At 66.6% G+C, this 21,535-nt stretch carries 22 protein-coding genes; 15 read left to right on the forward strand and 7 right to left on the reverse strand.

All coding sequences use genetic code 11. The features are described 5' to 3' along the window. Nucleotides 1-8: 8 nt before the first annotated feature. Nucleotides 9-710 carry a creatininase family protein gene (locus tag AC1DDA_RS16200; RefSeq protein WP_476796517.1) on the reverse strand — a complete coding sequence of 234 codons (702 nt, stop codon included), beginning with the start codon at nt 708-710 and terminating at the stop codon, nt 9-11. 128 nt (nt 711-838) lie between these two features. Between AC1DDA_RS16200 and AC1DDA_RS16205 the strand changes: the two genes are divergently transcribed. The 5 genes from AC1DDA_RS16205 (at nt 839) to AC1DDA_RS16225 (ending at nt 5,792) form a co-directional block, all read left to right on the forward strand. Next, a complete protein-coding gene (locus tag AC1DDA_RS16205; protein ID WP_441509846.1) occupies nt 839-1,393 on the forward strand; it encodes a MarR family winged helix-turn-helix transcriptional regulator in 555 nt (184 codons plus the stop codon). Beyond that, the gene (locus AC1DDA_RS16210) at nt 1,390-2,982 is read left to right on the forward strand and encodes an ABC transporter substrate-binding protein (RefSeq protein WP_476796518.1); all 1,593 of its coding nucleotides are present in this window, start codon (nt 1,390-1,392) and stop codon (nt 2,980-2,982) included. Before AC1DDA_RS16205 ends, AC1DDA_RS16210 begins: the two co-directional genes overlap by 4 nt. A gap of 86 nt (nt 2,983-3,068) precedes the next feature. Continuing rightward, the gene (locus tag AC1DDA_RS16215) at nt 3,069-4,016 is read left to right on the forward strand and encodes an isoaspartyl peptidase/L-asparaginase family protein (RefSeq protein ID WP_476796519.1); all 948 of its coding nucleotides are present in this window, start codon (nt 3,069-3,071) and stop codon (nt 4,014-4,016) included. A gap of 10 nt (nt 4,017-4,026) precedes the next feature. Continuing rightward, complete coding sequence (locus AC1DDA_RS16220; RefSeq protein WP_476796520.1) at nt 4,027-5,064, forward strand: ketopantoate reductase family protein; 1,038 nt, start codon at nt 4,027-4,029, stop codon at nt 5,062-5,064. Beyond that, entirely contained in the window at nt 5,037-5,792 is a 756-nt protein-coding gene (locus tag AC1DDA_RS16225; protein ID WP_476796521.1) for an SDR family NAD(P)-dependent oxidoreductase, read from the forward strand. The genes AC1DDA_RS16220 and AC1DDA_RS16225 overlap by 28 nt, the downstream gene beginning before the upstream one ends. Before the next feature lie 115 nt (nt 5,793-5,907). Here the strand turns inward: AC1DDA_RS16225 and AC1DDA_RS16230 are convergent, their stop codons facing one another. The 4 genes from AC1DDA_RS16230 to AC1DDA_RS16245 are packed head-to-tail and all read right to left on the reverse strand — an operon-like array spanning nt 5,908 to nt 7,844. Next, nucleotides 5,908-6,342, reverse strand: a complete 435-nt coding sequence (locus tag AC1DDA_RS16230; RefSeq protein WP_476796522.1) for a VOC family protein — start codon at nt 6,340-6,342, stop codon at nt 5,908-5,910. 29 nt (nt 6,343-6,371) lie between these two features. Further along, complete coding sequence (locus AC1DDA_RS16235; RefSeq protein ID WP_476796523.1) at nt 6,372-6,854, reverse strand: DUF1579 domain-containing protein; 483 nt, start codon at nt 6,852-6,854, stop codon at nt 6,372-6,374. 56 nt (nt 6,855-6,910) lie between these two features. After that, on the reverse strand, nt 6,911-7,456 hold the full coding sequence (locus tag AC1DDA_RS16240) for an SRPBCC family protein (RefSeq protein WP_476796524.1): 546 nt from the start codon (nt 7,454-7,456) through the stop codon (nt 6,911-6,913). 40 nt (nt 7,457-7,496) lie between these two features. After that, complete coding sequence (locus AC1DDA_RS16245; protein WP_441510114.1) at nt 7,497-7,844, reverse strand: ArsR/SmtB family transcription factor; 348 nt, start codon at nt 7,842-7,844, stop codon at nt 7,497-7,499. 225 nt (nt 7,845-8,069) lie between these two features. Here AC1DDA_RS16245 and AC1DDA_RS16250 point away from each other — a divergent pair, with 225 nt between their 5' ends. Next, complete coding sequence (locus AC1DDA_RS16250; protein ID WP_441509854.1) at nt 8,070-9,524, forward strand: AMP nucleosidase; 1,455 nt, start codon at nt 8,070-8,072, stop codon at nt 9,522-9,524. A gap of 127 nt (nt 9,525-9,651) precedes the next feature. On the opposite strand, the gene ubiB is transcribed toward AC1DDA_RS16250, so the two are convergent. Both ubiB and ubiE read right to left on the reverse strand, forming a co-directional pair. After that, nucleotides 9,652-11,208, reverse strand: a complete 1,557-nt coding sequence (gene ubiB, locus AC1DDA_RS16255) for a 2-polyprenylphenol 6-hydroxylase (protein WP_441509855.1) — start codon at nt 11,206-11,208, stop codon at nt 9,652-9,654. Nucleotides 11,209-11,338: 130 nt separating this feature from the next. Then, entirely contained in the window at nt 11,339-12,100 is a 762-nt protein-coding gene (gene ubiE, locus AC1DDA_RS16260) for a bifunctional demethylmenaquinone methyltransferase/2-methoxy-6-polyprenyl-1,4-benzoquinol methylase UbiE (protein ID WP_476796525.1), read from the reverse strand. Nucleotides 12,101-12,214: 114 nt separating this feature from the next. Between ubiE and mutM the strand changes: the two genes are divergently transcribed. The 9 genes from mutM (at nt 12,215) to AC1DDA_RS16305 (ending at nt 21,531) form a co-directional block, all read left to right on the forward strand. Next, nucleotides 12,215-13,105, forward strand: a complete 891-nt coding sequence (gene mutM, locus AC1DDA_RS16265) for a bifunctional DNA-formamidopyrimidine glycosylase/DNA-(apurinic or apyrimidinic site) lyase (RefSeq protein WP_476796526.1) — start codon at nt 12,215-12,217, stop codon at nt 13,103-13,105. 206 nt (nt 13,106-13,311) lie between these two features. Further along, nucleotides 13,312-14,085: an enoyl-CoA hydratase gene (locus AC1DDA_RS16270; protein ID WP_476796527.1), complete on the forward strand. Its 774-nt coding sequence runs from the start codon at nt 13,312-13,314 to the stop codon at nt 14,083-14,085. Nucleotides 14,086-14,220: 135 nt separating this feature from the next. After that, entirely contained in the window at nt 14,221-15,222 is a 1,002-nt protein-coding gene (locus AC1DDA_RS16275) for a threo-3-hydroxy-L-aspartate ammonia-lyase (protein WP_476780030.1), read from the forward strand. Between the two features lie 179 nt (nt 15,223-15,401). Then, nucleotides 15,402-15,668: a 30S ribosomal protein S20 gene (gene rpsT / locus AC1DDA_RS16280; RefSeq protein WP_149131629.1), complete on the forward strand. Its 267-nt coding sequence runs from the start codon at nt 15,402-15,404 to the stop codon at nt 15,666-15,668. 780 nt (nt 15,669-16,448) lie between these two features. Continuing rightward, complete coding sequence (dnaA, locus tag AC1DDA_RS16285; RefSeq protein ID WP_476796528.1) at nt 16,449-17,972, forward strand: chromosomal replication initiator protein DnaA; 1,524 nt, start codon at nt 16,449-16,451, stop codon at nt 17,970-17,972. Between the two features lie 255 nt (nt 17,973-18,227). Further along, complete coding sequence (gene dnaN / locus AC1DDA_RS16290) at nt 18,228-19,343, forward strand: DNA polymerase III subunit beta (protein WP_441509861.1); 1,116 nt, start codon at nt 18,228-18,230, stop codon at nt 19,341-19,343. Nucleotides 19,344-19,354: 11 nt separating this feature from the next. Next, nucleotides 19,355-20,482 carry a DNA replication/repair protein RecF gene (gene recF, locus AC1DDA_RS16295; RefSeq protein WP_476796529.1) on the forward strand — a complete coding sequence of 376 codons (1,128 nt, stop codon included), beginning with the start codon at nt 19,355-19,357 and terminating at the stop codon, nt 20,480-20,482. Between the two features lie 74 nt (nt 20,483-20,556). Then, entirely contained in the window at nt 20,557-21,171 is a 615-nt protein-coding gene (locus AC1DDA_RS16300; protein WP_441509863.1) for a LysE family translocator, read from the forward strand. A gap of 6 nt (nt 21,172-21,177) precedes the next feature. Further along, nucleotides 21,178-21,531, forward strand: coding sequence for a hypothetical protein (locus tag AC1DDA_RS16305; protein ID WP_476796530.1), 354 nt, complete (start codon nt 21,178-21,180; stop codon nt 21,529-21,531). The last annotated feature ends 4 nt before the right edge of the window (nt 21,532-21,535 follow it).

Consider the following 21,535-nt stretch of genomic DNA (forward strand, 5'->3'; position numbering starts at 1 on the left):
AGATGGCGTCACGGCCAGTTCTCCACCATCGCAGCGCGGGTCTCCTCGACACCCACTTGCCAGACCTTCAGCATCTCGTTGTCCGGCCGCTGATAGAGGCCGTGGAAATTGCCATCTCCAATGATCTCGCGCCGCCTCGCGGGGCTCGCCGCCTGGTACTGCGCCGTATTGAACGGCGGCTTCGGCGTATCGGGCATCGTCACACCCGCAAGCCGCGTCCAGGGGAAGTTCTCCATCCAGGAGGCGTGAGAGGCGGCGGGGTCGATGGCCTTTACCGCAGCCTGGAATAACGGCGCCGCCCACCAATTGTGCAGCCTGATGCTCGCATCCGGATGGCGGCCCAGCCATTCGGTCGCGAAATTCAGCGCCGGGGAATTGCCGCCATGACCGTTGACCAGCACGATCCGGCGGAAGCCCGAGCGATAAAAGCCATCGAAGATGTCGCCCAGCAGCGCCGTGTAGGTGTCGAGCTTGAGCGAAATGCTGCCCGGAAAATCGAGGAAGCCCGGCGTCATGCCATAGGCCAGCACCGGGAAGACGGGGATGCCGAGCGGCGCGGCCGCCTCCTTCGCCACCCGCTCGGAGAGGATCACGTCGGTGGCAAGGCTTAGATAGGCGTGCTGCTCGACGCTGCCGAGCGGCAGGACGCAGCGGTCGTCCCGCTTCGCCTGGGCTTCGATCTGCATCCAGTTCATCTCTGCGACCAGCACGGCGCGTTCCTTGCTTTGCTTCCGCAGGCAGTAGACAGTTCGCCCAGCTACCCGCCAAAACCATCCTTGACTCTGGCATTCCGGAGCGTCAAGTTCCATTTGGAACTAAATTGGCAGGGGACCCTCGCATGCGGCGCTCGCCAACCTCTCTTTCGCCCGTCGATCCGGAGCGGGAGGCCGCGCTGGCGACGCTCGATCCGCTCACCGTCACGAAGCTCTGGGACAATCCCTGCTGGCTGTCATTTCGGCTGAACTTCCTCGCCTTCCGCTTCAACGATCCGGTCTATCGCTGGATCGAGACCCGCTACGGCCTGGTGCGGCCCGAATTCGTCGCGCTTTATGCCGTGGGGCTGCGGGAGGGTGTCGCCGCCAAGAACATCGTCGCCTCGTCAGGCCTGCCGAAGAACACGCTGTCGCGGGCCGTGCAGAAGCTGCTGCAGAGACGGCTGCTCAAGCGCGAGACCGATCCCGGTGACCTGCGCAGCTATGTTCTGCATCTGACGACGGCAGGCCGCAAGATCTACGACGAAACCATGCCGCTGATGCTGCGGCACCAAAACACCATGCTCTCCCGCCTCAACGAGGACGAGCAGCATCAGCTCTGCGTGCTGCTCGACAAGCTCGTCATCGCTTCGCCCGTCTGGCCCAACGAACTCGAAAACGAGGGGAACTTATCATCATGAAACCGGCCCGCACCTTCCGCATCGCGGCCTTTGCCAGCCTGCTCGCCGCTGCCGTCTCGACCGGCGCGCTGGCCCAGACCCTGACGATCGGCGTGCGCGCCGGGCCTGAATCGATCGACCCCCATTTCACTGCCACGGGCACGCATGCCGAGGCGCTGAAGCATGTTTTCGACACGCTGACCTGGTCCGGCGACAAACTGCAGATCGAGCCGCGGCTGGCGCTGAGCTGGAAGACGCTCGAGCCGACCGTCTGGGAGTTCAAGCTGCGCCCTGGCGTGAAATTCCATGACGGCTCGGACTTCACCGCCGAAGATGTGAAGTTCTCGATCGAACGCATCCCGGTCGTCGCCGGCCCCAACCCGACGACGATCTATGTCCGGCGCGTCAAGGAGGTGAAGATCATCGACCCGCTGACGGTGCATATCGTTACGGACGGGCCGGCCCCGAACCTGCCGAACGACTTCATTCGCCTGTTCATCGTCTCGCACAAGGCAGCTGCCGGCCTGAACAAGGACAACGCCAACGAGGCCTTCAACTCCGGCAAGGCAGCTGTTGGCACCGGCCCCTACAAGTTCGTTTCCTGGACGCCGAAAGACCAGATGGTGCTGGATCGCTTCGATGGCTATTGGGGCCCGAAGGAGCCCTGGGCCAAGGTCGTGCGCAAGGAATTGCCGAACGATGCCGCCCGCGTCGCGCAGCTTAAAGCCGGCCAGGTCGACATCATCGTACGCGCGCCGGCCTCCGACGTGCCGACGCTGAAGCGCGACGCCAAACTCAACGTCGCCACGGTCGAGAGCGTCTATCTGTTCAACATGGAGCTCGACATGCGGGACAAGACCCCGCAGGTCACCGCCAAGGACGGCTCGGCCCTGCCGAAGAACCCGCTGCAGGACGTCCGCGTGCGCGAGGCGATCGATCTCGCGATCGATCGGCCGGCGCTGGCGGAGATCGCGATGGAGGGCCTCGGCGCCCCGGCCAACCAGCTGGTGACGCCGACCATCGCCGGCTTCAACAAGAGCCTGCCGGCGCTCAAGCCCGACACCGCCAAGGCCAAGAAGCTGATGGAGGAGGCCGGCTATCCCAACGGCTTCAAGATCAGCTTCTCCTTCACCAATGACCGCCTGCCCGGCGATCGGCAGGTCGGCACCTCGATCGCGCAGATGCTGGCGCGCATCGGCATCGACGTGAACGCCAACGCCCAGCCGGGCGCCGTGTTCTTCCCCGCCCGCCTGCGCGGCGACTTCTCGATGTCGATGTCGGGCTGGGGCACGCTGACGGGCGAGGCCAACTACACCCTGTCCTCACTGGTGCATTCGAACGACCCGGCCAAGAAGCTCGGCGCCTTCAACGTCCAGAACTACGCGAATCCCCAGGTCGACAAGCTGATCGAAGATGCTGCGGTGGAGATGGACGAGGCCAAGCGCAACCAGATGCTGGCCGATGTCGCGGCGATCGTCGCCAAGGACCGGCCGCGCCTGCCGATCACCGCCGTGGGCTCGGCCTGGGCGATGCAGAAGGACAAGGTGACGATCAGCCCGCGAGTTGACGAGGACACGCTGGCCATGGACATCAAGCCCGCCAAGAAGTAACGCCGCGGCCCTCAGGCGTCATGATCGGCCCGCCGGCCATGACGCCGCTCGACCAGACCGCTTCAGTTACCTGACAGGAAATCGACATGACCCTCGCGCTTGCCATCCATGGCGGCTGCGGCACGTTGCCCAAGGCCGAGATGACCGAGGCCGAATGGGCGCAGGCCCGCGCCGACCTCGCCGCCGCGCTAAGGGCCGGCTGGACGATCCTGACCAAGGGTGGCAAGGCGGTGGATGCCGTCGAGGCCGCCGTGCGGGTGATGGAGGATTCGCCGCATTTCAACGCCGGCCATGGCGCGGCCTTCAACACCGATGGCGAGCACGAGCTCGATGCCTCGATCATGGATGGATCGACACTGGCGGCCGGCGCGATCTGCGCAGCCCAGCGCATCCGCAACCCGATTACCGCCGCTAAGGCGCTGATGCTGCGCGGCGACCCGCTGCTGCTCGCGGGCCCGGCCGCCGACGCTTTCGCCGAGAATGAGGGGGTCGACACTGTCGACAACGAGCATTTCTCGACTGAGCGTCGGCGCAAAAGCCTAGCCTCGATGAAGATCCGGGAGATCGTCGGCACCGCCGCCGAGGCGAGCGAGGCCGAGAAGCACGGCACGGTCGGCGCCGTCGCCTGCGACGTGCAGGGCCATCTCGCCGCCGCGACCTCGACCGGCGGCTACACCAACAAACCGGCCGGCCGCGTCGGCGACACCCCGATCATCGGCGCCGGCACCTATGCCCGCGACGGGCGCTGCGCCGTCTCCGGCACCGGCAAGGGCGAGTATTTCATCCGCTACTGCGTCGGCCATGAGATCGCATCGCTGATCGCCTATAAGGGCCTTTCGCTGGAGGCCGCGACGCAGGCCGTCATGGCGGAGCTCTCCGAGCACAAGATTGGGGCCGGGCTCGTAGCAGTCGGCGCGGATGGCACGGTCGTCGCTCCCTTCAACACCGACGGTATGTATCGCGGCTGGGTGACGGCCGACGGCCTGCTTCATGTCGCCACCCACGGCAGCGTCGAGATGGCCGGCCAGGCGTGAGACAGCACCGATGAGCGAGCCTATCCTGATCTGGGGTGCGGGAGCCATCGGCGGCACGCTCGGCGCCTATTGGGCGCGGGCGGGGGTGCCTGTGCTGCTCGTCGATATCGTGACCGAGCACGTCGAAGCCTGTCGCACGCGCGGCCTCGCCATCTCGGGACCGGTCGAGGAATTCACGCAGGTGGTGCCCGCCGCGACGCCGGCTGAGCTCGACGGCCGCTACAGCCGCATCGTGCTCGCCGTGAAGGCGGGCGCGACCGAAGCGGCGCTCGCGGCGCTCAAGCCACATCTGGCCGAGGACGGCTTCGTGCTCTCCGCCCAGAACGGGCTCAACGAACTCGCCATCGCCAGGGCCGTCGGCGAACGGCGCACCATGGGCTGCTTCGTCAATTTCGGAGCCGACTGGCTCGGGCCGGGCGAGATTCTCTACGGCAACCGTGGCGCGGTCGTGGTCGGTGAGCTGGACGGGTCGATCGGCGAGCGCGCCACCGAGATGCATCGCCTGCTCGGGCGGTTCGAGCCCGATGCGATCCTGACCGACAATGTCTTCGGCTATCTCTGGGGTAAGCTCGCCTATGGCGCGATGCTGTTCGCGACGGCGCTCACCGACGATTCGATGTCGGCGAATTTCGCCGATCCGGCCCGCTTGCCGGTCTGGCTCGCGCTCGGCCGCGAGGTCGGTGTGGTCGCGGCCAAGCGCGGCGTGATCTCGCTCGGCTTCGGGGAGTTCGACCCGATGGTCTTCGCTCCGGGCCGGCCGGAGGGTCCACAGATCGAGACGATTCGCTGGCTCGCCCACTACACCGCGCAGACAGCCAAGACCCATTCCGGCATCTGGCGTGACCTTGCCGTGCGCAAGCGCAGGACCGAGGTCGATCCGCAGATCGGCATCATCGCGACTGTTGGCCGCGAGGTCGGCGTGGCGACGCCCGCGCTGGAAACACTGGTCGCGCTGATCCACGACATCGAGGAAGGCCGCCGCCCGATGGTCTTCGAAACGCTGAAAGTGCTGATCGACCGATGCAAATCCGCTTCGACGGCCGCGTAGCCCTCGTCACCGGCGCGGCCCAGGGCATCGGGCGTGCTATCGCTGCCGTGCTCGCCCAAGCCGGAGCCTGCGTCCACATCGCCGACATCGACACAGGCGGCGTGCTGGTGGCTGCGCGGGAGATCGGCGCGACCGGGCATGGGGTCGATCTCGGCTCGCCCGAGGCCGCGCAGGCGCTGGTCCGCGACATCGTGGCGACGGAAGGCCGGCTCGAACTTCTTGTCCATGCCGCCGGCGGCGTGCGCGGACAGGTCGGCCGCGCGATCGAGGAGATTTCGGAGGAAGACTGGCGGGTGATCTTCGCCGCCAATGTCGATGCCGCCTTCTTCCTCGCGCAGGCGGCGGCGCCGGCGATGAAGCAGGGAGGCTACGGCCGGATCGTCACCATCTCATCGGGCGCTGGCCTGCGGCCGAGCCTCACCGGCATCCAGGCCTATGCCAGCGCCAAGCACGCGCTGGTGGGGCTGACGAAGCAACTCGCCTGGGAATTCGGCCCGCACGGCATCACGGTGAACTCCGTGGCGCCGGGCTTCGTGCGCTCGAACCCCGCGACCGAGCGGCAATGGCAGGGCTATGGGCCGGAAGGGCAAAAGCGCCTCGTCGAGAGCATCCACACAAGGCGCCTCGGCACGCCGCAGGACATCGCCAACGCCACGCTGTTCTTCCTGAGCGAACAGGCCGGCTGGATCACCGGCCAAATCCTCTCTGTGGATGGCGGGCGGTCCTAGGCCTGCAGCCGTCATTCCCGGGCGACCGAGGGTCGACCCGAGAATCTCGTTCCGAAAAAGTGCATCGGGCAGGAGATGCTCGGCCCCAGCCCGAGCATGACGAGCGCTTGTGGCCTCAGCCGCAGTTCGCTTTGTCGGCGGGCTGCTCGGCGCCGACCATCCAGCTGGTGCCGAAGCGATCGACCAGCATGCCGAAGCGCGGCGACCAGAAGGTCTCGGCCATCGGCATGGTGATCTTGGCGCCGCCTTCGGAGAGACCCGCGAAGATGCGCTCGGCCTCCTCGGGGGTCTTCACGCCGACGCTGACGAAGACCGAACGCATCGGCCCGTCCGAGCGATCCGGCGGCGCATCGGACGCCATCAGCATCTGCCCGTCGACCTCGAGGCAAGCATGCATGATCTTGTCGTGCCACTCGGGTACGATATGCGCCTCGGCCGGCGTGCCCTTGTGGTCCATCATGGCCAGCATCTTGCCGCCCAGTACCTTCTCGTAATGGGTGAAGGCCTCGCGGCAATTGCCCTCGAACATCAGATAGGTCGAGAGTTTCATCGTCTTTCCTCCTCGCTATGTTGAAACGTTCAGGCGATGCGGCGGTAGTGAGCCGCCATGAACTCGGTCCACTGGCCGTCGGCGCCGAGAGCGCGCGAGGTCAGCGTACGGTGATCGGGCGACAGGAAGGTGATGATATCCTGATACTTCGCCGTGGAGCCGTCGCCCGCCATGCTCGGCCCTTCGGTATCGAGGACCAGTGACTTGTCGTCGGACGAGAGCGCACCGTCATAGCGCCAGACCATCGTCATCATAGAGGCGACGAAGCTGCCGACGAAGCGGCCCTTGGCCGGGTCGAAGCCAAGCGTCATCAGGCTGGTGACCGGCGTGCCGTCCGGACAGGTGCCTTCGCCTTCGCCGAGCGTCCAGAGCCCGCCGAGGGAGCGGACGGTCTCCGCTCCCGTCGATGTCGTGGGCGGCTGGCCCGGCCCCATCGAGCATGTCATCTCCGCGGTCCACGCGCCGACGAGCTGATGAAGCCACTCATGTTCCTTCTGCGGTTCACCCATCATGCGCATGATCCTCTCTGATTGCCGTCGGCCAGCTGATCGCGGTTGCCGAGGGCGGCTCAGGCGGGGCGCTCGGCCGCCGTCTTCATCGCCGTCAGGCCGGATTCGAAATCGCCGCCGACCATGCGATCCATGTCCATGAAGACATGCATGATCTTGCCGACGAACGGGGTCGGACCGGTCATGGTCCAGGTCACGAGCGTCGCCGGACCTTGCGGCGTCAGCGTGAAGGCCACGTCGTTATGGGCCTCGAACGGCTTGACGAAATCGAGCTTGAGCGCGACCCGGCTCGGCGTATTGGCTTCCATGATGCGCATGCTGCCTTCGCCGACGTTCTTATCGCCTGCCCAGGCATAGGTCGCGCCGACGCCGGTCTCGGGGCCGCCATAGCTGCGCTTCATCGCCGGGTCCTTCTTCTCCCAGGGCGACCAGGCGCCCCAGGCCTTGAAATCGGCGATCAACGGGTAGACCCGCTCGGGTGGCGCATTGATCGTGGCGGTGCGGGTCACCTGAAAGGTGTCGGGCTTGCGGGCGGCGAGGATCAGCACGACGGCGATCCCGACCACGACGATGCCGAGCAGGCTGAGAAGAACGGTCTTGAGCATGGTAGTCACCTGCAAAAAGGCTGAGGGGAATGGTCGAGCGTCACACGCTCGTTTCATCGGGTGGTTTCGCCCTGATCTCACGCAGAACCTCGTCCAACCGGCCCAGGCTTTGGTCCCAGAAACGGCTGTAGTGTTCCAGCCATTCCGAGACGTCCTGCAAGGGGCCGGGGTCGAGCCGGCAGGGTCGCCACTGGGCTTCCCGCCCCCGCGTGATCAGCCCCGCGCGCTCCAGCACCTTCAGGTGCTTCGAGACCGCGGGGAGGCTCATCGCGAAGGGCTCGGCCAGTTCCTTCACCGAACTCTCGCCTTGCGACAGCCTGGCCAGAATGGCGCGGCGCGTCGGATCGGCGAGGGCGGCAAAAGTCAGGCTGAGCGGGTCCGTCGACATCGTATGAAACCGATCAGTTAATTAACCGATTGGTTTTGTAATGCTGCCCTTCCCACCTGTCAACCGCCTTCGTAAGCAGATTGTCGTGAGCCACCGCCGGTTGTTGTCAGGAGCAAGGACACGCAAACAGGGCTCTTCGCCCTGGCGCATTTTCTTCACGCGCACCGGTGTCCACTTCGCTCGAAAATGCTCTAGAACCGACATACGAGGAGGACGGACCCGCTCATGAGCTTCGAGACCGCAGCGACACCCGAAGCCGCCATCGACCGGCTCGAGCAGCTCTATGACGAAGCCCGCTCGGCGTTGCGCGGCGACCTGCAGCACTTCTTCGATACCGGAAAGGCCCCGACCACGGAGGATCGGGAGCGCTACCGCTACCCCATGCTGCGCGTGACCTACGAACCGTCGAAGCTCCCGGAGGCCACGCGGCGCGGCTATGCCAAGTTCGCTGCACCCGGCATCTATTCGACGACGGTGACGCAGCCCGCCGAATTCCGGGCCTATCTGCTGGATCAGCTCAAGCCGCTCGTCGCCGAATACGGCGCGACGATCGAGACCGGCATCAGCACGCAGGAAATCCCCTACCCCTATGCGCTGGAAGGCGGCGACGAGCTCGGACGCGGGAAGACCACGCCCGCCGAACTCGCACGGCATTTCCCGACTCCGCTGCTGGCGCTGGTCGGCGACGAGATCGCCGACGGGACCTACGAGCTGATCGAAGGCGAGCCGCGTCCGCTCTCCCTGTTCGACGCGGTGAGGGTCGATTATTCACTGCGGCGCCTCGTGCACTACACCGGCACGGACTGGCGGGCGGTGCAGCCCTGGGTTCTGCTGACGAACTATCACCGCTATGTCGACCAGTTCGTGCGGCTTGGGCTGGCCGAGATCGAAGCCGGAACGGCCGAGGCGCTGGTCGCGCCGGGCGGCATCCGCATCGGGCGCGACGGCCTCGACGTCTCGGCGGCGGAGCGGGTGATGTCGGCGCCCTGGCACCGCTTCCAGATGCCGGCCTACCACCTGATCCGGAAGACCGGCGAGGGTGTGACGCTGGTCAATATCGGCGTCGGCCCGTCCAATGCGAAGAACATCACCGACCATCTGGCGGTGCTCAGGCCGAATTGCTGGCTGATGGTCGGCCATTGCGGGGGCCTGCGCCAGACCCAGATCATCGGCGACTACGTCCTCGCCCACGCCTATCTCAGGCAGGACCACATCCTGGACGAGCTGGTGCCTCCTGAAGTTCCGATCCCGGCGCTGGCGGAGGTCCAGGTCGCGTTGCAGCAGGCCGCCGCCGAGATTACCGGCGAGAAGGGCGACCGGCTGAAGCAGCGGCTGCGCACCGGGACCGTGGTGACCCAGGACGATCGCAACTGGGAACTGCAATGGACCAAGGAACGGCGGCGCATCAACCTGTCACGCGCCATCGCGGTCGACATGGAATCCGGCACCATCGCCGCGCAAGGCTATCGGCTCCGCGTGCCCTACGGCACATTGCTCTGTGTCTCCGACAAGCCGCTCCATGGCGAGATCAAGCTGCCGGGCGCCGCCAACGCCTTCTATGAGCGCGCCGTCGGCGAGCATCTGCGGATCGGGCTCGCTGCGCTGGAGAAGCTGAAGGAGGCGGGCTCCGCCATCCATTCGCGCAAGCTCCGGAGCTTCGACGAGCCGCCGTTCCGGTAAGCGAGTGAGAAGTGGCGTCATGCTCGGGCTTGACCCGAGCATCTCGTGACGGAAAAGCGCCCTCTCCTCCGAGAGATTCTCGGGTCGAAGCAAGGCTTCGCCCGAGAATGACGATTCAGCGCCTGCCTCAGCCGAACACGCCATAGGCGACCAGCGCCGCGATCACCCAGAGCGCGGCGGTGCCCCAGCGATTGCGCTGCGCCTCGGCACGCCCGATCGCCTCGACGCTGCGCTCGTCGAGCGCAAAGCCGTTGCGCGAGGCGTCCTCCAACTGGCCGAGCACGCGCTCTGCACGAACGATCGTGTCCGGGAGCGCGGCCAGCGAACCGAGCAGCGAGCGGGCGCCGCGCCCGGCCTCCTCCAGCTTGCCGATCGGCCCGAGATGATGGGTGATCCAGCTGCGGACGACCGGATCGGCCGTGCCCCACATGTCGAGATGCGGATCGAGCGAGCGGGCGACACCCTCGACGACCACCATGGTCTTCTGCAGCATGACGAGCTCGGTGCGGGTCGCCATGTCGAACATGCCGGTGATCTCGAAGAGCAGGGTCAGCACCTTGGCCATCGAAATCTGGTCGGCGCGCTTGTCGTGGATCGGCTCGCCAACGGCGCGGATCGCCTGAGCGAAATCCTCGACATCGTGATGGGCCGGGACATAGCCCGCCTCGAAATGCACCTCCGCCACGCGGCGATAATCGCGGGTGATGAAACCGAGCAGGATCTCGGCAAGGAAGCGCCGCTCCTTCAGGCCCAGCCGGCCCATGATACCGCCATCGACCGCGACGAGCCGCCCTTCCGCATCGACGAAGAGATTTCCGGGATGCATGTCGGCGTGGAAGAAGCCGTCGCGGATCGCATGCTTCAGGAAGGACTGGATGATCGTGCGCGCGAGTTCCGGCAGATCGTGGCCGGCAGCGCGCAGGGCCTCGATGTCGGAGAGCCTGATCGCCTCGATCCATTCGTCGACCAGCATCTCGCGGGCGGTGAGCTGCCAGTCCGGCTCCGGCACGCGAAAATCGGCGTCTTCCTTGGTATTCTCCGCGAATTCGGAGAGGGCGGCCGCTTCCAGCCGCAAATCCATTTCCATCGCGACCGAGCGCGCCAGCGTCTCGACGACCCCGGTAAAGCGCAGGCGCCGCGCCTCGGCCGAGCGGCGCTCGGCCTGCTCGGCGCCGAAGCGCATCGCGGCGAGGTCGCGGTTGAATCGGTCGCGGATGCCGGGGCGCAGGATCTTGACCGCGACCTCTCGCCCGTCCTTCAGCCGGGCGCGATGGACCTGTGCGATTGAGGCGGCGGCGACCGGTTCGCTGAATTCCGGGAACAGCGTCTGCAACGGGACGCCATGCGCGGCCTCGACGATGGCGCGCGCCTCCGCCATCGGGAAGGCTGGCATCCGGTCCTGCAGGGCAGACAAGTCCTCTGCGATCTTCATGCCGACGACATCAGGCCGCGTCGCCAGGAACTGCCCGAACTTGACATAGGACGGGCCGAGCCGTGTCAGGGCCGCAGCGAGCCGCGTCGCCGAGGAACCGGCGCCCCGCCGCTCGATCAGTCGGCCGAGGCGGATGAGACCACGTGCCAGGGGCGGCAGCACGGAAGGATCGACCAGGGAGAGCGCGCCCTCGCGCGCCAGCACGAAACCGACGCGCGCGCCGCGCAACATGTGGAAGAACGAGGAGATCATGCGCGGCTCACCCGCGGAGGGGTCCATGTCGTCATGGTCGGGCTTGTCCCGGCCATCCACGTCTTTCCTTCATTCGCGTGGCAAGACGTGGATGCTCGGCACAAGGCCGAGCATGACGGCAGCAGGATCATCACAGCTTCCAGCCGGAATGCAGCGCCACGACCCCGCCGGTCATGGGCGTGAACTTGGCCCGGCGGAAGCCGGCATCCTCGATCATCCCCGCGAAGGCCTGCGGCTTCGGGAATTTGCGGATCGATTCGACGAGGTACTGATAGGGCTCGGCCTCGCCGGTGACCATGCGGCCCATCGGCGGAATGACCTTGAAGGAATAGGTCTCGTAGATCTTGTCGAGCAGGGGCACGTCGACATGGCTGAATTCGAGGCAAAGGAAACGCCCGCCACGCTTCAGTACGCGATAGGCCTCCGCCAGCGCCTTGTCGATGCGCGGCACGTTGCGGATGCCGAAGGCGATCGTATAGCAGTCGAAATGGTTGTCCGGCAGGCCGAGCGCCTCGGCATTGCCCTGGACGAAGCGGACGCGATCATCCTCCGGAAAGCGCTTGTCGGCCCGCTCGCGCCCGACGCGCAGCATATCGGCGTTGATGTCGAGCACGGTGACGTCGGTCTGCGGCCCGCCGGCCTCGAGCACCGCAAAGGCGACGTCGCCGGTGCCGCCGGCCACGTCGAGATGGTGGAAAGGCCGGTCCTTGGCCGGGTTGATCGCGGTCAGCAGCGCGCTCTTCCAGGCGCGGTGCAAGCCGCCCGACATCAAATCGTTCATCAGGTCGTAGCGATTGGCGACCTTGTGGAAGACGTCGTCGACCTTGGCCTGCTTATCGGCGAGCTTCACCGTCTCGAAGCCGAAATGAGTGGTGTCGGAGGCTGCTGTCACGTTTGGGCGGACCTTTTGCGGGCGGACCTTGTATTCGGCTGAGGCGATGAATAGCCAAAGGCGACGGGCTTGTCGCGGCCCGTCTCGACGCAGGCTTTACGAAGGTCTCAACCCATGCCCGAGCTACCCGAGGTCGAAACCGTCCGGCGCGGGCTGGAGCCGGCCATGCTGGGCGAGCGCTTCGCGCGCGTCGAGCAGCGCCGGCCCGATCTGCGCTTTCCGTTGCCCGACCGCTTCTCCGAGCGGCTGACCGGCCGACGCATCGAAGCGTTGTCGCGGCGGGCGAAATACCTGATCGCCGATCTCGACGATGGCGAGGCGCTGGTCATGCATCTGGGCATGAGCGGGCGCTTCATCGTCGAGGCGCCCGGCACGCCCCCGACCGAGCCGGGCTCCTACTATAGTGAGATCGGCCGGCACCTGATCCACGATCATGTCGTGTTCGAGATGGGGACGGGCGCGCGCATCACTTATAACGACGTGCGTCGCTTCGGCTTCATGGACCTCGTGCCGCGGGCCGCGCTCGCAACGTCGAAGCATTTTTCGGGCATGGGCATCGAGCCGCTCGGCAACGAATTGTCCGGCGAGACGCTGGCGAAGCTGTTCGCCGGCAAGATCGCTCCGCTCAAGGCCGCGCTGCTCGACCAGCGGCTCGTCGCCGGTCTCGGCAATATCTATGTCTGCGAGGCGCTGTTCCGCGCCGGGCTTCATCCCGAGGCGGAAGCCGGGACGATCGCGACGCCGACGGGCCGGCCGCGCGAGAAGGCGCATGAACTCGCCCGCATCATCCGCGAGGTGCTGGAGGAGGCGGTGGCGGCCGGCGGCTCGACGCTCAGAGACTTCGCCCATGCGGACGGCTCGCTCGGCTATTTCCAGCACCGCTTCAAGGTCTATGACCGCGAGGGCAAGGCTTGCGTCACGCCGGGCTGCGCTCATCCGGTGAAGCGGCTGGTGCAGTCGGGCCGCTCGACCTTCTATTGCGAGAGCTGCCAGCCAAGACGGTGAGGACCTCTCGTCATTCTCGGGCTTGACCCGAGAATCTCAGGCCGGAAAGGCACGGGTGCCTCATTCTGCCGGAGATGCTCGGGTCAAGCCCGAGCATGACGAGCCCCTGATCCCGGGTGCGAATGCGCGGATGCGCGCAACGCGCATGGACTTGAGCCTTGCCGGCCCGCTAAAGCTGCGACGACAGCATCATCGGGGAGGCCGCCATGGCTTATGAGACCATTCTCGTCGAGACCAAGGGCAAGGTCGGGCAGATCACCCTGAACAGACCGCAGGCGCTGAACGCGCTGAACGGCCAGATCATCGGCGAGATCAACGCGGCGCTTGACGGCTTCGAAAAGGATGCCGGCATCGGCTGCATCATCATCACCGGCTCCGAGAAGGCCTTCGCCGCCGGCGCCGACATCAAGGAGATGCAGAGCCGGACCTTCCCCGGCACCTATCTCGACGACAAGTTCGCGGATTGGGACCGGATCGGCCAGCGCCGCAAGCCGATCGTCGCGGCGGTCGCCGGCTTCGCGCTCGGCGGCGGCTGCGAGCTCGCCATGATGTGCGACTTCATCATCGCGGCCGACAATGCGAAGTTCGGTCAGCCCGAAATCAATCTCGGGGTCATTCCCGGCGCCGGCGGCACCCAGCGCCTGACCAAGGCGGTCGGCAAGGCCAAGGCGATGGACCTCATCCTCACCGGCCGGATGATGAATGCCGAGGAAGCCGAGCGTTCCGGTCTCGTCGCCCGCATCGTGCCGCTCGCCGATCTGATGGCCGAGACGCTGAAGGCGGCCGAGGCGATCGCGGCGAAGTCCCTGCCCTCCGTGCTGATGGCGAAGGAATCGGTCGAGCGCGCCTTCGAGGTGACACTGCAGGAAGGCCTGCGCTTCGAGCGCCGCGTCTTCTCCTCGCTCTTCGCCACCGCCGACCAGAAGGAAGGCATGTCCGCCTTCGCCGAGAAGCGGAAGCCGGACTTCAAGAACGCCTGACGCCGCGCGGGCCGGCCGMCGCCGCGCCGGCCCGCACGACCGATCACCTCCATGCATAGCCGGGGCGTCGATCTTTGACTTGAACCCGGCCCCGCCCTGCTGACACGATGCACCTTCATCAGCAGGACGAAACCCATGACCACCGCAGCCCGCATCGCCGCCCCAGAGGGCATCACGCTACCGACTTATGCCGATGTCGAGCTCGCCGCCGAGCGCCTGAAGGGCGTCGCGCATCACACCCCGGCGATGAGCTCGGCGACGGCCAATCGGCGCAGCGGGGCGAGCCTCGTCTTCAAGCCCGAGAACCTGCAGCGCATGGGCGCCTTCAAGTTCCGCGGCGGCTACAACGCCATTTCCGCGCTCTCCCCCGAGCGGAAGAAGGCAGGCGTGCTCACCTTCTCTTCAGGCAACCACGCCCAGGCCATCGCCTATGCCGGCAAGCTGCTCGGCGTACCCACCACCATCATCATGCCGGAAGACGCACCGAAGGCGAAGGTCGAGGCGACCCAGGGCTATGGCGGCGAGGTCGTTCGCTACGACCGCTACACCCAGGACCGGCTGGAGATCGGCAACCGCATCGCCACCGAGCGCGGGTTGACGCTGATCCCGCCCTATGACCATGCCGACGTCATCGCCGGCCAGGGCACCGCGACCAAGGAGCTGATCGAGGATGCCGGGCCGTTCGACATCCTGATCGTGCCGCTCGGCGGCGGCGGGCTTCTCGCCGGGGCTGCCCTGGCGGCCAAGGCGCTCAATCCCAATTGCCGCATCTTCGGGGTCGAGCCCGAGGCCGGCAATGACGGCCAGCAGTCGCTGCGCTCCGGCAAGATCGTCAGGATCGGCGTGCCGAAGACCATCGCCGACGGCGCGCAGACCGCATTCCTGGGCGATCGCACTTTCCCGATCATCCAGGCGCTGGTCGAGGACATCGTCACCGTCAGCGACGCCGAGCTCATCGAGGCCATGCGCTTCTTCGCCGAGCGGATGAAGCTCGTGGTCGAGCCGACCGGCTGTCTCGCCGCAGCCGCGGCGCTGACCGGCAAGGTTCCGGTCGAAGGCCAGCGCGTCGGCGTCATCATCAGCGGCGGCAACGTCGATCTAGCGAGCTTCGCCCGCTTCATCGCGCCCTCCGCGTGAGGATAGCGCGGCGAAAGCGATTCCGGCGTTGACGGCGGGGTCGCAAGCGACTATAGCCCCACCACTCGCGGCGGCCCGCGCAAGCTCGGCCGCCGCTCACGTTTTTCCAGCAAGGAAGCGGCCAGGCCCGCCGGCAATAATGCCAGGCGCCCAACCGCGATGAGAACGAGGACGTTTCGATGGCCAATACGACGTCGGCCAAGAAGGCTACGCGCAAGATCGCCCGCCGCACCGAGGTCAACAAGACCCGCCGTTCGCGGATGCGCACCTTCCTGCGCAAGGTCGAGGAGGCGATCGCCTCGGGCGACAAGTCTGCCGCAGCCGAGGCCCTGAAGGCTGCTCAGCCCGAGATCATGCGCGCTGCGCAGAAGGGCGTGGTTCACAAGAACACCGCCTCGCGCAAGGTTTCCCGCCTTGCTCACCGCATCGGCGCGCTGGCTTCCTGAGCGTAAAAATCCGTCTGTTTCGACGGCGAAAAGCCCGGCCTCGCGGCCGGGCTTTTTCGTTGGCTAAAGCCTCTCCTGTTGCGACTCGGCCACATGCGTCGACGGAACAGAAAAACCTCGCCCGCAAGCCATTTCCGCAGGCTTTCCACGGGTTTGCGGACTTGACTCTCAGGCGCGCTTCAGAGCGAAAAATCGACCTCCGCAACAGACTCCGCCGCTCACAAAAAGGCCTGTATTATCATCACCTTAGTGGGCAAAGGATTTTAGCGCGTAGAATCGCGGCGACTCTGCGGCGGGCTTTTCGAGACCAGCGAAAAAAAGATTCGCGGCGTGCAGGGGAGCCGGGCATCAAGAAAATCTTAAGTTCCCCAACCAATTGCAGGGCGCAGCCTCGCTTTGGCGGAGCCACCTCGCGAGGCGAGTCTTCGAAGCCGGCTGAAAGGGATGTTGCAGCCCGTCGAGAGCGCCTTGTAAGGTCCCTTCATCGCCCGGCGGACAGCAATGACCGCCAGGCGTTTTCCAGAGATGATAAGCGTTTTGGCTCGCGACCATGGAGGTTGGAGGATGTAGCTCCTTTGTCTTTTAGTGTTGAGATAAAGGGCGGCATCGTCCCTCGACGAGCCTTCCAAGCGTAATCGACAGAGCATGGATCGGAACCTGCGGGCGATAAAGCGCCCGACAGGACGGGATCCTTTTTTAACCGGACAACAGCGCCAGGAACGCGGCCGCCCTGTGGCCGCCGCTCCGAAGGCGCGTGCATTTCAAAGAATGGGGCCATTGATGTTCGAGCGACAGGAACTCGGTGATACGGTCGATACAGCGTCTGTGGTGGTGATCGCGGCTGACGAGGCCGCCGGGGTTCAGCTGGACGAGGTTTCGGTTCAGGACGCCTGGGAACGCGTCCGGCGGCGTCTGCGCGCCGAGCTTGGCGAAGACGTCTTCTCCAGTTGGTTCGGCCGGCTCGAGCTCGCCGGCATTGTCGAGGGCGTGGCCTATCTCACGGTCCCGACCCGCTTCCTGAAGAGCTGGCTCGAGGCGCATTATGCTGAGCGCCTGCGGGTGAACTGCATGGCGGAGCTGCCGGCGCCGGGCGGCGTGCTGCTCTCGGTTCGCACGGTCTCGCGCGAAACCACGGTCATCGCACCACGCGTCGACGCCGCCCTGCGCGCCCGGCCTGCCACGACGCCCTCCGCCGTCGCGGCCGAAGCCGCCCGGCCGGCTGCCGCTGGCGGCGCTCAACCCTGCGAATCCGATCTCGTCGATGCCTGCGGCACTGCGCTCGACAAGCGCATGAGCTTCCAGAGCTTCGTCGTCGGCAAGTCGAACCAGCTCGCCTTCGCGGCGGCCGAACGCATCGCCGGCGCACCGGCAGGCCAGAGCCCCTATAACCCGCTCTATCTCCATGCCGGCGTCGGCCTCGGCAAGACGCATCTGCTGCAGGCTGTGGCGCAGGAAGCGCGCCGCCAGGGCAAGCGCGTCGCCTACTTCACCGCAGACCGCTTCATGTATGGCTTCGTCGCGGCGCTGAAGTCGCAGACCGCGCTCGCCTTCAAGGAGAAACTGCGCGGCATCGACCTGCTCATCGTCGACGACGTGCAGTTCATCCAGGGCAAGTCGATCCAGCAGGAGTTCGGCCACACGATCAACGCACTGCTCGATGCCGGCAAGCAGATCGTCGTCGCCGGCGACCGCCTCGCCGGTGAACTGGAAGCGCTCGACGAGCGCATCCGCTCGCGGCTTGGCGGCGGCCTCGTCGTCGAGGTCGGCGAGCTCGACGAGGCCCTGCGCGTCAAGATTCTGGCGACCCGCATGGACGCGCTGCAGGGCGCCCATCCGAACTTCCAAGTCAGCCCGGATGTGATCGCCTACGTCGCTCGCGTCGTCACAACCAACGGCCGCGATCTCGACGGCGCCGCCAACCGCCTGCTCGCCCATGCGACGCTGTCGGGCCAGCTCGTAACGCTGGAAACGGCAGAGTCCGCAATCCGCGATCTCGTTCGGACGCGCGAGCCGCGCCGGGTCAAGATCGAGGACATTCAGAAGCTCGTCGCGACGCGCTACAATGTCAGCCGCGCCGACATCCTCTCGGAGCGCCGCACCGCGGCAGTGGTCAAGCCGCGCCAGATCGCGATGTATCTGTCGAAGGCGCTGACGCCGCGCTCGCTGCCCGAGATCGGCCGCCGCTTCGGCGGACGCGATCACACCACGGTGCTGCACGCCGTGCGCAAGATCGAGAAGGCGATCAGCGAGGACCGCTCGCTGCATGACGAGGTCGATCTCCTGAAGCGCATGCTGCAGGAGTGAGCCCGGCGCGGATAGATCGCCCTGCGTCCCTCCGGGCGTGAAGCGGTCTATCCCTTTGTCCAAGCGTCGACTTCGCCCGAAAGGTGGGCTCCGCTTTTCGGGCCGAGACCCGGGCACGCGCCCGTTGCCGCGAAAGGTTGTGGCTGCCGAAGCGCACAGGTCTTGCGCGCCCGCCCCGCGTCCTGCAATGTCGCTGGCCATTCATCGGTCCGGGCAGCCATGCCCGGGCGGCTAGCGCCAGAAGACTAGACAATCATGAAGGTCACGGTCGAACGTTCCACGCTGCTCAAGTCGCTTGGCCACGTGCATCGCGTGGTGGAGCGCCGCAACACGATCCCGATCCTGTCGAACCTGCTGCTCAGCGCCTCCGAGAACGGCCTGCGGCTCAAGGCGACCGATCTCGACATCGAAGTGGTGGAGACGATTCCGGCCGACGCAGCGGAGCCCGGTGCCACGACGGTTCCCGCCCATACCCTCTACGACATCGTCCGCAAGCTGCCCGACGGCGCGCAGGTCTCGCTCGAGACGACCGGCGATAGCGGCCTCGTGCTGCGCTCGGGCCGCTCGCGCTTCCAGCTGCAGACACTGCCGGAGAGCGATTTTCCGGACATCACCGCAGGCGAGATGGCGCACCGCTTCGTGCTGCCGGCCGGCGAGCTGAAGCGGCTGATCGACAAGACACAGTTCGCGATCTCGACCGAGGAGACGCGCTACTACCTCAACGGCATCTATCTCCACACCATCGACGTCGATGGCCGCCCGGTGCTGCGCGCCGTGGCGACGGACGGACACCGGCTCGCCCGCGTCGACACCGCGGCGCCGCAGGGCTCGGTCGGCATGCCCGGCGTGATCGTGCCGCGCAAGGCCGTGGCCGAGATCCAGAAGCTGCTGGAAGATGGCGAAAGCGAAGTCGCGGTCGAGCTTTCCGGCTCGAAGATCCGCGTCGCGACCGCCAGCGTGGTGCTGACCTCGAAACTGATCGACGGCACCTTCCCCGACTATCAGCGCGTCATCCCGAGCGGGAACGACAAGCGGCTGACGGTAGACAGAGGCGATTTCGCCGCTTCCGTCGACCGCGTCTCGACCATCTCGTCGGAGCGTGGCCGTGCCGTGAAGCTCTCCATGGCTGACGGGCGCATGACGCTCTCCGTCACCAATCCGGATTCCGGCTCGGCGACCGAGGAGATCGAGGTCGATTACGAGGCGAGCCCGCTCGATATCGGCTTCAATGCGCGCTACCTCATGGACATCGCCGCCCAGCTCGACGGCGACACCGCCCTGCTCAAGCTCGCCGATCCGGGGTCGCCGACCGTGATCCAGGATCGCGAAGGCGCTTCCGCGCTCTATGTGCTGATGCCGATGCGCGTCTGAACGAGCGGCCCATGGCCGCCGTCGCGCGCCTGATCCTGCAGGACTTCCGTTCCTACGAGGCCCTCGATCTTCCGGTCGGGGGCCAAATCGTTGCGCTGATCGGCGAGAACGGAGCCGGCAAGACCAATATCCTCGAAGCGCTCTCGCTGTTCACACCGGGACGGGGCCTGCGCCGTACCGAGCTTTCAGTGATGGCGCGGCAAGGGGGCGACGGTTCCTTCGCCGCCTCGATCACGCTCGCCGAGGATGCTGGTCGGCTCGGCATCGGCCTCGGCCCCCTCGACGCGGAGGGGCGCCGGCCGCGTCTCGCCCGCATCGACGGTGCCGCCGTCGGCTCGGCGCTCGCCTTCAGCGATTATCTGCGCGTTGTCTGGCTCACGCCCGATCTCGACGGGTTGTTTCGCGGCTCCGCCGGCGACCGCCGCCGCTTCCTCGACCGTTTGGTGCTGGCGATCGACCCGGGCCACGCCACGCGCTCGAACGCGCTGGAACGGGCGCTGCGCTCGCGCAACCGCATCCTCGAGGAAAGCCCTGGACAGGCCCAATGGCTCGACGCGATCGAACGCGAGGTCGCCGAACTCGGCGTCGCCGTCGCGGCTGCGCGCGCCGAGACAGTGGCGCGTTTGTCCGCGATCATCGCCGAGACCCGCGATGAAGCCTCGCCCTTCCCCTATGCGGATATCACGCTTTCGGGCGAGATCGACGAACTCGTGGCCCGCCTGCCGGCCATCGATGCGGAGGACGCCTATCGCGACCTGCTGCGCCAGGGCCGCCATCGCGACCGTGCAGCCGGGCGCACGCTCGCAGGCCCGCAGGCCTCCGATCTCGATGTCCGCCACGGACCGAAGGACATCCCGGCCGGACAGGGCTCGACCGGCGAGCAGAAGGCGCTGCTGATCGGGCTGGTGCTGGCCCATGCCCGGCTCGTCGCGGCGATGAGCGGCATCGCCCCGCTGGTCCTGCTCGACGAAATCGCCGCGCATCTCGACCCGCGCCGGCGCGCGGCGCTTTACGAGGGCCTCACCGGGCTGGGCTGCCAGGTCTGGATGACCGGCGCCGACGCCGCCCTGTTCGGCGACCTGCCGGCCGGCGCGCAGCGTTTCGCGATCACGCCGGGCCGGGCCGACCCGCTGGATTGATCGATCGGACCACGTCTTGCGATGGGACGGGGCGGAGCGTCGCTGTTAGCATCTCGATAAATCGGGAGACGCCCATGGAACTCGCCAGCCTCGCCCTGTTCGCGGGCGTCTATTTCCTCGCCGTCGCCTCGCCCGGGCCGGCGATTGCGGCTCTCGTCGCACGCTCCCTCTCCACCGGCTTTCGGCGATCCCTGCCCTTCCTCGCCGGCATCGTCGCAGGCGACCTCGTCTGGTTCACGCTCTCGGCGCTCGGCCTCAGCGTCCTCATGCAGAGCTTCCACGGCGTCTTCGTCGCGATCAAATATGCCGGCTGTGCCTATCTCATCTATCTCGCCTTCAAAGCCTGGACGGCTCCGGCCGAGCCGCCCAAACCTTCCCCCGCCGCGCGCGGCGAGGGCATCCGCCTGTTCCTCGGCGGCATCGCGCTGACGCTCGGCAATCCCAAGGTCATGATCTTCTTCCTGTCGATCCTGCCATTGGTCATCGATCTCAACGCGCTGACCCCGCTCGCCTATCTGGAAGTCATGGCGCTGATCGCGCCGATCCTCGGCGGGACGATGCTGGCCTATGCCTATGCGGCCGATCGGGCACGGCGCCTCGTCGCCAGCCCGCGCGCCATGCGCTGGATCAACCGGACGACCGGCGGCGTGATGGCTGGCGCCGCAGCGGCCATCGCGACGCGAAGCTGAGCCGTCGTGCTGCTGGCCGCCGGCCTGCTCGATCTCGGCTTCGCCCTGTTCCACGCCGCCTTCTGGCGATTGTTCGGCTGGCCGGAGAAGCTCGAGCGCTCCGGCAGCCTGAACACCGCGATCACCCAGACGCTCAACGTCATGCTGGGTTTCGTCTTCCTCTCCTATGGGGCGGCGCTGCTCTGGCAGTCGGATCAAGCGAGCGCCCAGCCGCTGCTACCCTTGGCCGGTGCCGGCTTCTGGAGCCTGAGGCTCGTCCTGCAATTCATCTGGTTCGATCTACGGCCCTGGCCGTCGAGGCTGATCGCCGCGATCTTCGCATTGACCGCACTCGTTCATCTGTTGGCGGCGCGCGGCTAGGCGG

Source organism: Allobosea sp. 10N428, from assembly GCF_056394545.1.